Source organism: Nocardiopsis sp. LDBS0036 (genome assembly GCF_041228755.1).
GTDB classification, from domain to species: domain Bacteria; phylum Actinomycetota; class Actinomycetes; order Streptosporangiales; family Streptosporangiaceae; genus Nocardiopsis; species Nocardiopsis dassonvillei.
This window is the reverse complement of sequence record NZ_CP141103.1, coordinates 6391500-6407248: the sequence shown is the minus strand read 5'-3', so window position 1 is coordinate 6407248 and position 15749 is coordinate 6391500. Positions and strand designations below refer to the sequence as shown.

14 protein-coding genes are annotated in these 15749 nt (G+C 72.8%); 10 read left to right on the top strand and 4 right to left on the bottom strand.

What is annotated here, in order from left to right; all coding sequences use genetic code 11:
* Window position 1: 1 nt before the first annotated feature.
* Both UIS43_RS27195 and UIS43_RS27190 read left to right on the top strand, forming a co-directional pair.
* The gene (locus UIS43_RS27195; protein ID WP_174546816.1) at window positions 2–907 is read left to right on the top strand and encodes a carbohydrate ABC transporter permease; all 906 of its coding nucleotides are present in this window, start codon (window positions 2–4) and stop codon (window positions 905–907) included.
* Between the two features lie 150 nt (window positions 908–1057).
* Window positions 1058–2611: a glycoside hydrolase family 43 protein gene (locus UIS43_RS27190; RefSeq protein WP_370012057.1), complete on the top strand. Its 1554-nt coding sequence runs from the start codon at window positions 1058–1060 to the stop codon at window positions 2609–2611.
* Between the two features lie 202 nt (window positions 2612–2813).
* Here the strand turns inward: UIS43_RS27190 and UIS43_RS27185 are convergent, their stop codons facing one another.
* From UIS43_RS27185 to UIS43_RS27170, 4 genes are all read right to left on the bottom strand, one after another.
* Complete coding sequence (locus UIS43_RS27185) at window positions 2814–3629, bottom strand: SAM-dependent methyltransferase (protein ID WP_013152130.1); 816 nt, start codon at window positions 3627–3629, stop codon at window positions 2814–2816.
* A 483-nt stretch (window positions 3630–4112) separates the two neighbouring features.
* Window positions 4113–4883: a DUF3159 domain-containing protein gene (locus UIS43_RS27180; protein ID WP_013152129.1), complete on the bottom strand. Its 771-nt coding sequence runs from the start codon at window positions 4881–4883 to the stop codon at window positions 4113–4115.
* Window positions 4884–5409: 526 nt separating this feature from the next.
* The gene (locus UIS43_RS27175) at window positions 5410–6012 is read right to left on the bottom strand and encodes a DNA-binding response regulator (protein ID WP_019610906.1); all 603 of its coding nucleotides are present in this window, start codon (window positions 6010–6012) and stop codon (window positions 5410–5412) included.
* Window positions 6009–6257 carry a hypothetical protein gene (locus UIS43_RS27170; RefSeq protein WP_013152127.1) on the bottom strand — a complete coding sequence of 83 codons (249 nt, stop codon included), beginning with the start codon at window positions 6255–6257 and terminating at the stop codon, window positions 6009–6011. The genes UIS43_RS27175 and UIS43_RS27170 overlap by 4 nt, the downstream gene beginning before the upstream one ends.
* 164 nt (window positions 6258–6421) lie before the next feature.
* Here UIS43_RS27170 and UIS43_RS27165 point away from each other — a divergent pair, with 164 nt between their 5' ends.
* From UIS43_RS27165 to UIS43_RS27130, 8 genes are all read left to right on the top strand, one after another.
* Window positions 6422–7306, top strand: coding sequence for an ABC transporter ATP-binding protein (locus UIS43_RS27165; protein WP_041552414.1), 885 nt, complete (start codon window positions 6422–6424; stop codon window positions 7304–7306).
* A 106-nt stretch (window positions 7307–7412) separates the two neighbouring features.
* A complete protein-coding gene (locus UIS43_RS27160) occupies window positions 7413–8141 on the top strand; it encodes an ABC transporter permease (RefSeq protein ID WP_013152125.1) in 729 nt (242 codons plus the stop codon).
* Between the two features lie 124 nt (window positions 8142–8265).
* The gene (locus UIS43_RS27155; protein ID WP_013152124.1) at window positions 8266–8910 is read left to right on the top strand and encodes a GPP34 family phosphoprotein; all 645 of its coding nucleotides are present in this window, start codon (window positions 8266–8268) and stop codon (window positions 8908–8910) included.
* Between the two features lie 407 nt (window positions 8911–9317).
* Window positions 9318–10973 carry an aspartate aminotransferase family protein gene (locus tag UIS43_RS27150; protein ID WP_071621677.1) on the top strand — a complete coding sequence of 552 codons (1656 nt, stop codon included), beginning with the start codon at window positions 9318–9320 and terminating at the stop codon, window positions 10971–10973.
* Complete coding sequence (locus tag UIS43_RS27145) at window positions 10970–12478, top strand: lysine N(6)-hydroxylase/L-ornithine N(5)-oxygenase family protein (RefSeq protein ID WP_370012054.1); 1509 nt, start codon at window positions 10970–10972, stop codon at window positions 12476–12478. The genes UIS43_RS27150 and UIS43_RS27145 overlap by 4 nt, the downstream gene beginning before the upstream one ends.
* Window positions 12475–13104 (top strand): GNAT family N-acetyltransferase, encoded by a 630-nt coding sequence (locus tag UIS43_RS27140; RefSeq protein ID WP_370012053.1) that lies wholly within the window; start codon window positions 12475–12477, stop codon window positions 13102–13104. The genes UIS43_RS27145 and UIS43_RS27140 overlap by 4 nt, the downstream gene beginning before the upstream one ends.
* A complete protein-coding gene (locus UIS43_RS27135; RefSeq protein WP_013152120.1) occupies window positions 13101–14942 on the top strand; it encodes an IucA/IucC family siderophore biosynthesis protein in 1842 nt (613 codons plus the stop codon). Before UIS43_RS27140 ends, UIS43_RS27135 begins: the two co-directional genes overlap by 4 nt.
* Window positions 14943–15124: 182 nt before the next feature.
* Window positions 15125–15664 carry a hypothetical protein gene (locus tag UIS43_RS27130; RefSeq protein WP_013152119.1) on the top strand — a complete coding sequence of 180 codons (540 nt, stop codon included), beginning with the start codon at window positions 15125–15127 and terminating at the stop codon, window positions 15662–15664.
* Window positions 15665–15749: the final 85 nt, after the last annotated feature.

Sequence of the window (15749 nt, the reverse complement as noted above, 5' to 3'; positions counted from 1 at the left end):
CATGGCGACACGGAGCATGCGTTCGACGCGGCGGGCCGAGGCGGCCCTGGACCGCGCCAGGCAGCGCGACCTGATGCTGGGCGGGGGCCGCGGACCGCGGATCGCCGCCGTGTCGGCGCTGGCGGTCCTCGCGGTGCTGTGGCTGGCCCCCATGGTGTGGGCGCTGGTCACCTCGTTCAAGACCGAGGGGGACGCGGTCGCGCTGCCCCCGACCCTGATCCCCGGGACCGGGTTCACCCTGGAGCAGTACCGCAACCTGTTCGAGGCCGGGAACGTGCAGATGTGGCTGTTCAACAGCCTGGTCGTCGCCGTGCTGGTCACCCTGCTCACGATCGTGGTGGCGGCCCCGGCGGCCTTCGCGATGTCACGCATGGACTTCCGGGGCCGGGCGGCGCTGATGGCCCTCACGGTGGCGGCGATCGTGGTCCCGCCACAGCTGCTCATCGTGCCGCTGTTCCAGCAGATGGTGTCGCTGGGCCTGGTGGACACCTACGCGGCGGTGATCCTGCCGCAGCTGGTGGCGCCGGTCATCGTGTTCGTGCTCAAGCGGTTCTTCGACGCGGTGCCGCGCGAGCTGGACGAGGCGGCCCGCATGGACGGGGCGTCCTACTGGCGGCTGTTCACGACGGTGATCATGCCGCTGTCGCGGCCCATCCTGGCGGCGGCGTCGATCTTCGTGTTCATCACCGCCTGGAACAACTACCTGTGGCCGTTCATCATCACGACCGACCCGGCCCTGATGACGCTGCCCGTGGGCATCCCCAACATCCTGGACTCCTACGGCACCTTCTACGCCTCGCAGCTGGCGGCGTCGATGGTGGCGGCGGCGCCGATGGTGGTCGTGTTCATGCTGTTCCAGCGCCAGATCGTCAACAGCGTCGCCACGACGGGTCTGGGCGGCCAGTGAGAACCGGTCCGCGCGCCCGGGACCGACCGGCCGGGGCGTGCCCGAGGGCGCACCGCGCGTCGCCGGGGCCGCGGGCGCGCGGGCTCCACCGCACGACGACAACGACGTAAGAAGCAGGAAGAGCACCACTTCACCGGACGGGAAACAGCGATGTCACCACGCACGTCCCCTCGCCCGCGACACCACCTGACGGCTCTCGGCGCCCTGAGCCTGGCGCTGCTCGTACTCCCCCTCGCCACCACCGCCACCGCCGCGTCCTCCAGCGGTACCGCCGCCACGGCGGCCGATGCCGCCGGACCGGCAGATCAGGCGGTTCCCGCCGATTCCACCCAGGAGGGAACGTTCCGCAACCCCCTCAACGCCGGAGCAGACCCCACGATCGTGCACCACGACGGGAACTACCACCTGTCCACCACCCAGGGCGATCGCATCTCCGTGTGGAGCTCGCCCAGCCTGGCCACCCTGGCCACCGCCGAACCCGTGGAGGTGTGGCGCGACAGCGATCCCAGCCGCGACACCGAACTGTGGGCCCCGGCGCTGCACCGGTTCCAGACCGGGGACGGGCCGCGCTGGTACCTCTACTACACGGCCGCCGACAGCAGGCTGACCGACCCCGTGGAGCGGGACGCCAGCCACCGGCTCTACGTCCTGGAGTCGGCCGGCGACGACCCGGCCGGACCCTACGAGTTCAAGGCCCGGATCGCCGATACCGGCACCTACGCCATCGACGGCGAACCGTTCGTGCACGACGGGCAGCCCTACTTCGCCTGGAGCAGCCCCGGACGCGGGTTCGACGGCGGCCCCCAGCAGCTCTACGCCGCGCGGATGAGCAACCCCTGGACGATCGAGGGGGAACCCGTCGCGCTGCCCAACGAGGGCGGCTGCCCCGAGGTCCGGGAGGGGCCGACCCCGCTGTACCGCGACGGCCGGACCTTCCTCACCTACTCCACCTGCGACACCGGCAAACCCGACTACCAGATCTGGTCGATCGCGCTGGACGGGGGCGCCGACCCGCTGTCGGCGGACGCCTGGGAGCAGCTGCCGGGGCCGCTGTTCAGCCGCGACGACGCGGCCGGGGTCTGGGGGCCCGGGCACCACTTCTTCTTCCGCTCGCCCGACGGCACCGAGGACTGGATCGCCTACCACGCCAAGAACACGCCCGAGTACACCTACTCCTTCCGGTCCACGCGCGCCCAGCGCATCGGCTGGACCCCCGAGGGGACCCCCGACCTCGGACGGCCGCTGGCGGCGGGGGCGACCCAGCGCCTCCCCTCCGGGGACCCGGGCGCGGGCAGCACGGCGGTCAACGACACCGACACCGGCCGGGGCGGGCCGCGGGTCTCCTACGAGGGCGACTGGACCACGGGGGACCGGTGCGGGGCGCACTGCTTCCACGGCGACGACCACTACACCGCCCAGGCCGGGGCCACGGCCACCTACCACTTCACCGGGTCGCGGATCGCGGTGTACGGGTCGCTGGACACCGACCACGGCTACGCGACGTTCTCGGTGGACGGCGGGCCGCCCTCGGAGCCGGTGAGCTACCACCACCCGTTCCGGGTCGGGGAGCAGCGCGTGTACCTGAGCCCCGAACTCGGCCCCGGCGAGCACACCCTGACCGTCACGGTCACCGGTGACCGGCCCGCCGGGTCGAGCGACGCCATCGTCACCGTCGACCGCGCGGAGGTCTACCCCGCGCCCTGAGCGCGACCGGATCCGCTCACGGCCCGGCCGCGGGCGGATCCGGCGTGCGCCCGTGTGCGGCGGCGGGGCCGCGACATCCGAGCGCCGGCGGCCCCGCGCGGAAGCGGGGCCGCCCGCCCCGGCCGCCTCCGCCACCCGGTACCGGCGGCGGGCACGCACGTGGCGCGGGGGTCCACGGGCGGCGTCGGGCGTCCGTGCGGTGTCAGGGCTTGCGGGCCACGCCGCCGTACTGGTCCATGCCGCGCCGGGAGCCGACCTCGATGGGGGCGGGGCGCCACAGGGGGCAGGGCACCACACCCGGCTCCAGGAGCTCCAGGCCCTCGAAGCGGGCGGCGACCTCCTCCGGGCTGCGCAGGAGGTAGGGGACGGCGCCCTGCTTGTTGCCCACCTCGATGGCCTCGTTGTAGGCCTCGCTGGTGTTGGTGCCGTCGTAGCTGGCCAGGTAGCTGCCCGAGGGCAGCGCGTCCACCAGGCGGCGCACGACGGGCAGGACCTCGTCGTCGGGCACGTGGCCCAGGACGCCCATGAGCATGAGCGCGATGGGCTGGTCGAAGTCCAGGGTCCGGGCGGCCCGTTCCAGGATCGCGTCGGGGTCGCGCAGGTCGGCGTCGATGTAGTCGGTGACCCCCTCGGGGGTGCCGACCAGCAGCGCGCGGGCGTGCGCGAGCACGAGGGGGTCGTTGTCCACGTAGACCACGCGGGCCTCCGGGGCGATCGACTGGGCGACCTCGTGGGTGTTGTTGGCGGTGGGCATGCCGGTGCCGATGTCGAGGAACTGGCGGACGCCCGCCTCGCCCGCCAGGTGGGTCACGACGCGGATCAGGAACTCCCGGCTGGTGCGGGCCAGGTCCACGATCTCGGGGAAGCCCGCGGCGACCGCGTCGCCCGCCTCCCGGTCGATCGGGTAGTGGTCCTTGCCGCCCATCCAGTAGTTCCAGATCCGGGCCGAGTGGGTCCGGGTGGTGTCGATCTGCGGCGGGCGTTCGGCGGAGGCGGGAGTGGACGCATCGTCGGTCATCTGGGCATCTACCTCGATAGACGGGGGCGGACGTCACGGAACGCAGCCCCCGGTGCTCACGGAGCCGGAATACCGCCGTGATCGGGGAAACTGCTCGCACCGATGCTATCCACACCGTGTGCGCACGTCCCCAACCGAATGACCGAATTCTCCCCTTACGGGCGGTATTACCCACGAAAGGGAAAGCCCCCGGCACCGAAGACGCGCGCGCCCCGGGGGAAGGCGCTCCCCCACGGAAGGGAGAGACCCCGCCAGGCGCGGCGGGAGGGCGGCCCAGAGGTGGGACGGCCCAGCGCCGGGGCGCGGCCGTAGGGCTGCGGGACAGCGGGGCGACGGCATGTACCGCGGTGGCCTCCGCCCGCCCCGCCGCGTGCCGGAGCCGTGTACCGAACGCCCCGCCGCGCGGGCCGGGGGTCATCGGCCCGCGCGGCGGGGCGCTGGGGATGTGTTGCGGACGGGCGGTCCGGAGGCCGGCGGGGGCGGTCAGCTCCGCTCGGCGGCCTCGGAGCCGGAGGACTTGATCAGGCGCTTGGTGGAGCGGCGGAACGCCCAGATAACCACCACGGCGACCAGGGCGGTCAGCGGGAAGCCCATCAGGGTGTCGGCGATCGCCAGCCCGGCGGTGGAGTCGGCCAGGTAGAGCCAGCCCTGCACCACGAAGCGCAGCACGCACATGGCCAGCACCGCGAACGTGGCGGCGTGGTGCGCGACCAGCGTGGGCCGGTCCTCACGCCAGGCGTGGGTGCCGCCGTGCACGGCGTTCCAGATGACGCCGGTCGCCGGCCGGTTCATGAGGGTCGTGGCGAGCGTAGCCGCGCCCAGCGCCAGGGCGGCCCAGATCCCGATCACGAAGAAGTCGTTGGCCGAACCGGTCCAGGCGACGATGCCTCCGGCGATCACGACGCCGAGCACCCCGCCGTACACGGAGCTGAAGGGCTTGCCGCGCCAGAGTTGCACCACGGCGATCACCACGGCCAGGGCGATCGCGATCCCGACGGCGACCAGCGGCGGGACGAAGGCGATGGCCCCCGCGAAGACCAGGGCCGGGATCGCCGAGAGGACCATGCCCCACGGGCCGCCCGCGGCGTCCATCGCCGCCTGCTTGGCGCTGACGGGTTGGGCGGGGCCGGGGGACTGCCGGGGCTGGGCGGGGAGGTGCTCGGTCATGGTCACTCCGTCCGGGGAGGTGTTCGGGTCGGTGTGCTCGGGGGAGTCGAGGAGGTTCTGGGCTGCGGTCGTGTCGCTGCGTGCCATGTCGTTCCTCTCTTTCGGGTCCGGGACCGGCTCCGCCGCCGGGTCGGCGCTCCGTCGCGGTCGCGGTCGCATCCGGGCCGCCCCCGTGCGGGGAAGGGGCGACGAGGTGCTTCGCGTTCGCTCCGGGTGTCCTCCGGTGGTGGCCGGTGTGAAGCTCATGACCCCTATTCCACCGGTGCGCGCGCTCCTCGGGCAGTGCGACGGCGTCACCACTTCGCCATGACGTCGCGCTGCGACCGACCATGACGTGGTGTCACTGGTGGAACGCGAAACACGAGGTCACCGATGTGTCACGACCGCCCCGGCGCCCGGGTGTCCCCCCGGCGCTCCCCGGGCGCACGGAAGTCCGCGGCCTCCCGCGGGGAGACGGGAGGCCGCCCTCCGCTGGGAGGCACACGGGCCCGCCCCGGTCCCGAACCGGCCCGGGCACACCGGAGAAGCGGCGCCGCGGGCCGGTGTCACGGGCCCACGACGCCGGGAAGGCGGCGTCCGGGAAGGCGGCGTCCGGGAAAACGGCGCCGAAGGCTCACAGCCAGTCGTGCTCGCGCGCGTACCGCGCCGCCTCGTGCCGCGTCCGCGTCTGGGTCTTCTGCATCGCGTTGGAGAGGTAGTTGCGCACCGTGCCCTCCGCCAGGTGGAGCTGGGCGGCGATGTCGGCGACCGAGTAGCCCTCGCTGGTCGCCCGCAGCACGTCCACCTCGCGGTCGGTGAGCGGGCAGTCGTCGATGACGGCGAGCGCGGAGACGTCCGGGTCGATCCACCGCCTGCCCTGGTGCAGGTTGGCGATGACCGAGGCGATGTGCGCCGGTTCCGCGGACTTGCTGACGAACCCCTGCACCCGGAGCTTGAGCGCCTTGCGGAGCACCCCGGGCCTGGCGTGGCGGGTGAGCATGAGGATCACCTGGTCCGGCAGTTCACGGCGGATCCGCTCGACGGCGCCGAGCCCGTCCACGTTGGGCATCTCCAGGTCGATGACGAGCACGTCGGGCCGGTGGTCCAGCGTGGCCCGCACGGCCTCCTCCCCGTCCTCCGCCTCGGCGAGCACGGTGATCTCCCCCTCCAGCGGGAGCAGGGCGGCCATCGCCTTGCGCAGGAGGGCCTCGTCGTCGGCGAGTACCACGGTGGTCATCGGTTGTCCTTCCGCGTTGTCGTGCGCTGTGCCGGGGCCGGGCGCGGGAACTGCGCGGCGGTCGGGGACCGGCCCTTGTCGTGTCCGACCGTCGACCCGCCGCCGCGGTCGGCCACGCGTTCGCGCGGGGCGGCCACGGTGGCGAAGGCGTAGGACGCCGACGGGTCGTGCCGGACCAGCGCCCCGGGCGGCCGCAGGAGGGCCGGAGCCGCCGTCGGCGGGGTGCGCGGGGGCCGGGTGTCCATGTGCGGCTCTCCGGGTTCGAGGGCAGGGGTCCGCCCCAGTATTCCGCCGATCGCGCCGCGCCCACCAGTGACACCGCGTCATGGCCTCACCCCGACAAACGTCACGGCCGGGTGGTGACGTGGTCCCACTGCCCCCGGAGCGCGTCGGACGCTGCAATGGACACATGACCTCCACAGCAGTCATCGACGTCGAACGGCTCAACCTCAAGTACGGGGACTTCCACGCCGTGAGGGACCTGTCCCTCCAGGTGGGGCGCGGGGAGCTCTACGCGCTGCTCGGCACGAACGGCGCGGGCAAGACCTCGACCCTGGAGACCGTCGAGGGCCACCGCACCGCCACCTCGGGCACCGTACGGGTCTTCGGCCAGGACCCGCGCGACCGGCGCGCCGTGCGGCCCCGGGTGGGCATCATGCTCCAGGAGAGCGGGTTCTCCCCGGACCTGACGGTGAAGGAGTCGGTCCGGCTGATCGGCGGGCTCACCCTGCGCACGGACACGGTCGGACGCGTGCTCGGCATGGTCGGCCTCACCGCCAAGGCCGGTACCAAGGTGTCCCAGCTCTCGGGCGGCGAGAAGCGGCGGCTGGACTTCGCCACCGCCGCGTACGGGTCGCCGGAGCTGATCTTCCTGGACGAGCCCACCACCGGGCTGGACATCCAGTCCCGGGACGGGCTGTGGGAGGCCGTGGACAGGCTGCGCGAGGACGGCTCGACCATCGTGCTGACCACGCACTACCTGGAGGAGGCCCAGCAGCGCGCCGACCGCATCGGGCTGATGCACAGGGGCTCCCTCCACCGGGAGGGCACCGTGGCCGAGCTGACGCAGACCCTTCCGGCCACGATCCGCTTCTCCCTGCCCGACACCGCTCCGACGCCGCCGGTCCAGGCCGCGCGCCAGGGCGACGGGGCCTTCCTCGTCGAGACCCTCGGCCTGCAGAAGGACCTGTACACCCTGCTCGGCTGGGCGCAGGACAACGCGGTCGAACTGCGGGGGCTGGAGGCCGGACCGACCCGGCTCGACGACGTCTTCCGCTCCATCGGCGACGACTAGCCCGCTCTTCCGGGACCCGTGCCCCCGGGTACCCGCGCCCCGCCGCGCGGCGGACGACGTCCACCGCCCCGGCTCTCCCGCACCTTCCAGGAAAAGGACCCGCACCATGCTCTCGATCGCTCAGAGCGAGCTGATCCAGATCTTCCGGAACCGGCTGGTTCTGGTCACCATGCTCATCGTCCCGGCGGCCTCCAGCGCGTTCTACATCTACATGCACCAGACCTTCCCCGCGCTGCGCGAGGCCGTGGACCCGGGCGCCATCGCCTCGATCCTGGTGTTCCTCGTGGTGACCATGGGGCTCTACACCACCTCGGTCACCACGCTCGCCTCCCGGAGGCAGAACCTCTTCCTCAAGCGGCTGCGCTCCACGGCCTCGGGCGACGCCAGTATCCTCACCGGGCTGCTGCTCCCGGTCACCGCCGTCACGCTGGTCCAGGTGGCCGTGATCCTGACCGTGCTGGCCGTGGTCGGCGGCGCCCCGGACAACCTGCTCCTGCTGGTGGCGGCCGTCGTCGCGACGATGGTCATGATGGCGGGCCTGGGGCTGGCCACGGCCGGACTGACCAACTCCCCCGACCACGCCCAGGTGACCACGCTGCCCATCATGATCGGCGTCCTGGCCGTCTCCGGGTGGGTGGGGTTCACCGGCACCGAGGAGCTGACCCTGCTCAAGCGGCTGCTGCCCGGCGGCTCGGCCTCGGAGCTGGTCGTCAACGCCTGGAGCGGCGGCGTCCCGGTCGCCGACTCCCTGTTCCTGCTGGCGCCCACGCTGGCCTGGGTCGTCGTCGCCGTCGCGGCGGCCACCCGGATCTTCCGTTGGGAACCGCGCAGGTGAGGGCCCCGGCGCGGGCCGCCCGCACACGCGGACGGGGTACTTCCACGACAGATCCCGACCGGGCCCGCGAGGGCTCCCGCCGCGGGCGGGCGCCCCGCGAGGACGCCTTCGAGAGGAGAACGACATGGACCTGACGCTGCCGCAGCGGCTCTACCTGCTCAGCTACGACACCGACAACAACCGGTTCGACCCCGTCAGCGCCGGCTACCGCGGCCAACTGCTGTGCGCCGCGGCGCTGGCCGACCTGACCCTGGGCGGGCTGCTGCGCCCCCGCGACGGCAAGGTGACGCGCGCCATCGCCCGGGCGCCCCGGGACCCGTTCCTGGCCCGGGTCCTGTCCGACCTGTCCCCCAACGAGCCGCACCACTGGATCAACCTCCTCTACCCCCAGATGGGCAGGGCCGAGGAGATGGTGCGCGAGGGGCTCGTCGCGAACGGGTCGGTCACGGTCAGGCGCGGCCGGACGCTGGGGGTCTTCCCCACCCGCACGGTCACCCCCAACCGTCCCGAGGAGGCGGACCGGCTGCGCGAGCGCACGCGCGAGGCGGTCCTGGGCGGCGGCGACCCGGCGGCGGTGCCCCTCCAGGACGCGGCCCTGGTCGCGATCGCGACCGAGGGCGACGTGTGGACCGTGTTCGCCCCCAACGAGCGCTGGCGGCACCGGCCCGCGGTCAGGGCGGTCCAGGAGCGCTTCGACGCCGCCGCCCCCGGACTGCGCAACGCGGTCCGCACCGCCGTCATGGCCACCGGCAAGGGAGCGTCCGCCTGACCGGCGCGGCCGCGCTCGTCCGCGTTCGCCCGGCCGCCCCGTCACGACGCCGACCGCTCCCCGGCGCGGGGCCGGGTCACGGACCTCTCCCGAAGCGCCACGGAGGCGCCGGGAGGGGTAAACGTCCATTCGGCGAGAAAAAGCCCGCCGTGTCGGATGTGCGGTCCTCGCGAAGGCCACATCACCCTGTGTCACGATCGTTCGCCCTGCTCAGCGGCCTACGATCACTCCGAGCGACCGCCATGGTCGCCACTGTAACCCTCCTCACACTGTACGGGCTCGAACGCTTAGGCTAGCCTCCCCTTAGTTAGGGCGACCTACATAAGAGTGTTCGCGAAGTTCCTCACCCTATGCCCACATCCGCTTTGCGGATGCTGTCGGCATGCCCGTTTCCAGGAGGATGATCCATGAGCTCCCTCGCGCGGTCCGCACCGGGCCCGCTGCACGGGAACGCCGGTGCCCTCGGCACCAGGCCCACACCCCCCTCCGGCCAGGACCCCGACGACCCCCGGACACAGCTGTTCGACGCCCGGAGCGCCGAACGCTACCGCGACCTGACGGGGGAGGCCGCGGCCCGCGTCGCCCGACGCATCGCCGGAGCCGACCGGCCGCTCACCGGAGCCACCGCCGAGGACCTGCGCCCCCAGATCGACAAGGTCGACCTCGACCAGCCGCTCCACGACCCCACCGCGGCCCTGGACGAACTCGAACGCGTCTACCTCGACGACGCCGTCTACTTCCACCACCCCCGCTACATGGGACACCTCAACTGCCCCGTGGTCCTGCCCGCCCTGCTCGGCGAGACCGTCCTGTCCGCCGTCAACTCCTCCCTCGACACCTGGGACCAGAGCGCCGGGGGCACCCTGATCGAACAGCGGCTCATCGACTGGACGTGCGAGCGCGTCGGCTTCGGCGAGACCGCGGACGGCGTCTTCACCAGCGGCGGTAGCCAGTCCAACCTCCAGGCCCTGCTCATGGCACGCGACGAGGCCCACCACCGCGCCAAGGCGCAGGAGGGCCAGGACACCCGCCTGGCCGAACTCCTGCCCCGGATGCGCGTCCTGACCTCCGAGGCCGGACACTTCAGCGTCGCCAAGTCCGCCGCCCTCCTCGGACTGGGCTACGAATCCGTCATCACCGTGGCCTGCGACGACAGACGCCGCATGCGCCCCGACGCCCTCGCCGCCCAACTGCGCCGATGCCGCGCCGAAGGACTCCTGCCCATAGCCGTCGTCGCCACCGCCGGAACCACCGACTTCGGCAGCATCGACCCCCTGCCCCGCATCGCCGACCTGTGCCGACAGCGCGGCGTGTGGATGCACGTCGACGCCGCCTACGGCTGCGGCCTGCTGGTCTCGCGCCACCGCCACCTGCTGGAGGGCGTCGAACGCGCCGACTCGGTCACCGTGGACTTCCACAAGTCCTTCTTCCAACCGGTCAGCTCCAGCGCGATCGTGGTCCGCGACCGCGACGTCCTGCGCCACGTCACCTACCACGCCGACTACCTCAACTCCCGCTCGGACGGCAGCACCCCCCTACTCTCCCCCAACCAGGTCGACAAGAGCCTGCAGACCACACGCCGCTTCGACGCCCTCAAACTGTGGCTCACCCTGCGCGTCATGGGCGCCGACGGCGTGGGCGCCCTCTTCGACAGCGTCCTGGACCTGGCCGCCACCGCCTGGACCCTGCTCGACGCCGACCCGCGCTTCACCGTGGTCACCCGGCCCAGCCTGAGCACCCTGGTCTTCCGCTGCGCCGTACCCGGCGCCGACCCCGACACCGCCGACGCCGCCCACCGCTACGCACGCGAGGCGCTGCTGGCCTCGGGCCGCGCCTTCGTGGCCCGCACCACCGTCGACGGCAGGCCCCACCTCAAACTCACCCTGCTCAACCCCAGGGCCACCCGGGAGGACGTCGCCGAGGTACTGGACCTGATCGCCGCGCACGTCGACCACTTCGTGAACGGACGCGGCACCCCCGACCGCCCGGCCCCGCCCGCCCCGACCACGACCGCGGCCCACGCGGCCTCCGCCCTGCCGACCACCACCGGGAGGTCCCGTTGACCACCAGCCGCCAGCCCGCCCCGGCCGCCGACCCCGGCCGCGTCCACGACTTCGCCGCCGTCGGCATCGGCCCCTTCAACCTCGGCCTGGCCTGCCTGACCGCGCCCATCCCCGGCCTGGACGGCCTCTTCCTCGACGAGAAACCCGAGTTCTCCTGGCACTCCGGCATGCTCCTGGAGGAGGCCGAACTCCAGACCCCCTTCATGTCCGACCTGGTCACCCTCGCCGACCCCACCTCCCCCTTCTCCTTCCTCAACTACCTCAAGGAGACCGGCAGGCTCTACCCCTTCTACATCCGCGAGCGCTTCTACCCCCTGCGCGCCGAGTACGACGACTACTGTCGCTGGGCCGCCCGACGCCTGGGAGACGCCGTCCGCTTCGGCCAGCGCGTGGAGTCCGTGGAGTACGACCCCGACCGGGCCCTCTACCTGCTGCACAGCACCGAGACCGCGACCGGCGCCCGGCACACCCACCGCGCACGGCGCCTGGTGCTCGGCACCGGCACACCCCCCTACCTGCCCGAACCCTGCCGCGACCTGCCCGGCGACGCCGTGCACAGCTCCGGCTACCTGCCCGCCGCGCGGCGGCTGCGCGACAAGCGCAGCGTGACGGTCGTCGGCAGCGGGCAGAGCGCCGCGGAGATCTTCCACGACCTGCTCCAGGACCTGGACGAACACGGCTACCAGCTCAACTGGGTCACCCGCTCCCCGCGCTTCTTCCCGCTGGAGTACACCAAGCTCACCCTGGAGATGACCTCCCCCGAGTACGCCGACCACTTCCACGCGCTCCCCGCCCCCACCCGCGACCGGCTCGTGGCCTCGCAGAAGAACCTGTACAAGGGGATCGACTCCGACCTCATCAACGCCATCTACGACCTGCTCTACGTCAAGAGCCGCCTGGGTCGGCCGCCCGTACGCCTGATGACCGGCACCGAGGTCACCGGCGCCCGCCACGACGCGGCGAGCGGCGCGTACACCCTGGACCTGCGCAACACCGACCAGGGACGCGACTTCGCCCTCGACACCGAGGGACTGGTCCTCGCCACCGGCTACCAGTACCGGATGCCGGACTTCCTGGAACCCATCACCGACCGCCTGGCCTGGGACGACTCCGGGCGCTTCGCGGTGCGCCGCGACTACCGCGTCGACCGCGACGCGCCGCCCGCCGGGCAGGACGCGCCCGGCGCGGACGGCTCCCCCGACGACGGCCGCGGACCGCGCTTCGCCCGCGGCGCCGTCTTCGTGCAGAACGCCGAACTGCACACGCACGGCTTCGTCTCCCCCGACCTGGGCATGGGCGCCTACCGCAACTCCTGCATCCTGCGCGCGATGCTGGGCCGCGAACCCTACGCCGTCGAGCGCTCGATCGCCTTCCAGGAGTTCGGCGCACCCGAGCAGGGCGCACCGCACACCGACGCCCGGGGCGGCGACGGCCCGACCGGGGAAGGCACGCCGGAGGCGGCCGTCCCGGCCTCAGGCCCGGCACGGAAGGCGGCGCGCCGATGAGGGACCAGGCACCGGCACGGACCGCGCCCGACCAGGCGGCAGCGGCCGTCTTCACCCGCACCGACCCCGAACTCGGCGAGTTCAGCGTCCGCCCCGTGGACCCCGACGCCGACGCCCCCCTCCTGCACCGCTGGCTCACCCACCCCAAATCCCACTTCTGGCTCATGTCCGAGGCCACCGAGGAGGACGTCGCCCACGGCTACCGCACCATGGCCGCCTCCCCGTACGAACACGCCTACGTCGGCGAGTGGCGCGGCACCCCCCGGTTCCTGGTCGAGCGCTACGACCCCGGCCACAGCGAACTCGCCGACCACTACCCCGTGCTCCCCGGCGACACCGGCATGCACTTCCTGGTGGCGCCCACCGACACGCCCGTGCACGGCTTCACCCGCGCCGTGATCACCACCGTCATGGAACTCGTCCTCTCCGACCCCGCCGCCCGACGCGTCGTCGTCGAACCGGACGTGCGCAACACCGCCGTCCACGCGCTCAACGCCGCCATGGGCTTCCGTGTCCTCACCACCGTGACCCTCAAGGACAAGGAGGCCCACCTGAGCACCTGCACCCGCGCCCAGTTCCGCGCCGCCGTCGCCGCGGCCCCGACCACAGGAGGCATCGGCCGATGACCACGCCCACCACCGGATTCGACGCCCGCCAGCCCCGCCTCCCCGACCCCCGCGACGCGGTCGCCCACCTGGCCCCCGAGACGTGGGAGCGCGCCAACCGGCTGCTCGTGCGCAAGGCCCTGGCCGAGTTCGCCCACGAACGGCTGATCACCCCCGAACCCGGCCCCGACGGCCTCTTCTCGGTCACCAGCGACGACGGCGGCGTCGAGTACCGGTTCGCGGCCCGCGTCATGGCCCTGGAGCACTGGCGGATCGAGGCCGACAGCATCGTCCGCCGCGACCTGCGGCGCGACGGCGCGCACCTGCCCCTGGACGCCCTCGACCTGATCCTGGACCTGCGCAAGACGCTCACGCTCGACGAGGACGTCCTGCCCGTCTACCTGGAGGAGATCACCAGCACCCTGGCCAGCAGCACCTACCGCATGTCGGGCGCCCGACCCGGCGCCGCCGAGCTGGCGCGCGCCGGGTTCCAGGAGATCGAGGCGGGGATGACCGAGGGCCACCCGTGCTTCGTCGCCAACAACGGGCGCCTGGGCTTCGACGCCGCGGAGTACCGCGCCTACGCCCCCGAGGCCGCCGCCCCGGTGCGGCTGGTGTGGGTCGCCGCGCGGCGCGAGCGCACGGTCTTCAGCTGCTCCGCCGACCTGGACCGCGAGGAACTGCTGCGCGGTGAACTCGGCGCCCAGACCCTGGCCGTCTTCGACGCGCGGCTGACCGACATGGGCCTGGACCCCGCCGACTACCACCTGATCCCGGTCCACCCCTGGCAGTGGTGGAACCGGCTGGCGGTCACCTTCGCCGCCGACGTCGCCCGCCGCGACCTGGTGTGCCTGGGCCACGGCCCCGACGAGTACCGCGCCCAGCAGTCCATCCGGACCTTCTTCAACACCTCGGCCCCCGAACGCCACTACGTCAAGACCGCCCTGTCGGTGCTGAACATGGGCTTCCTGCGCGGGCTGTCCGCCAAGTACATGGAGGCCACCCCGGCCATCAACGACTGGGTCGCCTCGGTCGTGGCCGACGACCCCGTCCTGCGCGCCACGCGCGTGGAGATCCTGCGCGAGCTGGCCGCGGTGGGCTACCGCACCACGCACTACGCGCAGGCCTCGACGGAGAAGTCGCCCTACCTGAAGATGACCGCCGCGCTGTGGCGCGAGAGCCCGGTGACACGGCTGCGGTCCGGCGAGCGCCTGGCCACGATGGCCTCGCTGCTGCACACCGACGCCCGGGGGAGGTCCCTCGCCGCGGAGCTCATCGCCGAGTCGGGCCTGGAGCCCGCGGAGTGGCTGCGCCGCTACCTCGACGCCTACCTCGTCCCCCTGCTGCACTGCTTCTACGCCCACGACCTGGTGTTCATGCCGCACGGGGAGAACGTCATCCTCGTCCTGCGCGACGGGGTGCCACAGCGGGTCCTGCTCAAGGACATCGCCGAGGAGATCGCGGTGATGAACGACGACGCCGAACTGCCCCCCGGGGTCGAGCGGGTCCAGGGCGCGGTGCCCGACGACATGCGGGTGCTGTCGCTGTTCACCGACGTCTTCGACTGCTTCCTGCGCTTCCTCAACGGCATCCTCGCCGGTGAGGGCGTCCTGTCCGAGACCGACTTCTGGCGCACCGTGGCCGCCTGCGTCGCCGACTACCAGGCGTCGGCGCCCCACCTGGCCGACCGTTTCGCGCGCGACGACCTGTTCGCGGAACGCTTCGCGCTCTCGTGCCTGAACCGGCTGCAACTGCGCAACAACCGCCAGATGGTCGATCTGGAGGACCCGTCCGCGGGCCTGCAACTGGTCGGCACGCTGGAGAACCCCATCGCCGGGTTCCGTCCCGCGCCCCGGTAGGCGCGGCGGGACTGGGGGTTCCGCTCCCATAGGCTCAGCGGTCCGACGGGGCCCGCACACGCCGCGTCCGCTCCGGGGGGAGGGCCGCACGCCCCTCCCCCGGGCGCCCGCCGGGCCGCCCGGGTGTCGTGGTGGCGCGGTACGTTCCTCGGGCCCGCGCACCGCACCGCCCAGGAGGAACCGTGGACCCCTACTCGCCCGTACCGGAACTGAACCTGCTCAGGGCACTGGAGGAGCGGGCCGCCGGTGACTTCGTCGCGGACGGCTTCGAGACGCTCGACTACGACGACCCGGAACAGCTGGCCGGCTGGCCGGAGGACCCGGCGTTCCGGTCCCGCCTCATCCCCTTCGCCCTGGCCAACGGCTCCGGCTCCGTCTACGCCCTGTGGCGCCACGACGACCGCGAGGACCCCGCCGACCTGCCCGTCGTCGTCCTCGGCGACGAGGGTGCCGTGGCGGTGGTGTCCGAGAACCCCCGCGGGCTGGTCCTGCTCCTGGGTGCGGACTCCGAGATCGGCGTCGACCACGGCTACCCGCCCTACCTGCGCGGGGAGCCCCAGGACGAGGACGGGCCCCGGCGCGCCCGGTACCGCGCCTGGCTCCAGGAGCACTTCGGACGCGGCCTGCCCACGGACGCCGAGGTCTCCGCCGTGCTGGAGGGCGCGCGGGACCGCCACGGCGAGCCGTTCGCACGGTGGGCGGGCCGCTACCTGGCCTCGTGATCTCGTCGTCAGTTCACTGGTTCCGCCTGGAACGCAGCTCCTTTACGGCGTAGATTCACTTTTGTCCGTTTATGCCGGATATGCC

Coding starts and splice junctions, on each gene's coding strand:
- UIS43_RS27195 (WP_174546816.1), top strand. CDS start 2: ATGGCGACACGGAGCATGCGTTCGACGCGGCGGGCCGAGGCGGCCCTG.
- UIS43_RS27190 (WP_370012057.1), top strand. CDS start 1,058: ATGTCACCACGCACGTCCCCTCGCCCGCGACACCACCTGACGGCTCTC.
- UIS43_RS27185 (WP_013152130.1), bottom strand. CDS start 3,629: ATGACCGACGATGCGTCCACTCCCGCCTCCGCCGAACGCCCGCCGCAG.
- UIS43_RS27180 (WP_013152129.1), bottom strand. CDS start 4,883: ATGGCACGCAGCGACACGACCGCAGCCCAGAACCTCCTCGACTCCCCC.
- UIS43_RS27175 (WP_019610906.1), bottom strand. CDS start 6,012: ATGACCACCGTGGTACTCGCCGACGACGAGGCCCTCCTGCGCAAGGCG.
- UIS43_RS27170 (WP_013152127.1), bottom strand. CDS start 6,257: ATGGACACCCGGCCCCCGCGCACCCCGCCGACGGCGGCTCCGGCCCTC.
- UIS43_RS27165 (WP_041552414.1), top strand. CDS start 6,422: ATGACCTCCACAGCAGTCATCGACGTCGAACGGCTCAACCTCAAGTAC.
- UIS43_RS27160 (WP_013152125.1), top strand. CDS start 7,413: ATGCTCTCGATCGCTCAGAGCGAGCTGATCCAGATCTTCCGGAACCGG.
- UIS43_RS27155 (WP_013152124.1), top strand. CDS start 8,266: ATGGACCTGACGCTGCCGCAGCGGCTCTACCTGCTCAGCTACGACACC.
- UIS43_RS27150 (WP_071621677.1), top strand. CDS start 9,318: ATGAGCTCCCTCGCGCGGTCCGCACCGGGCCCGCTGCACGGGAACGCC.
- UIS43_RS27140 (WP_370012053.1), top strand. CDS start 12,475: ATGAGGGACCAGGCACCGGCACGGACCGCGCCCGACCAGGCGGCAGCG.
- UIS43_RS27135 (WP_013152120.1), top strand. CDS start 13,101: ATGACCACGCCCACCACCGGATTCGACGCCCGCCAGCCCCGCCTCCCC.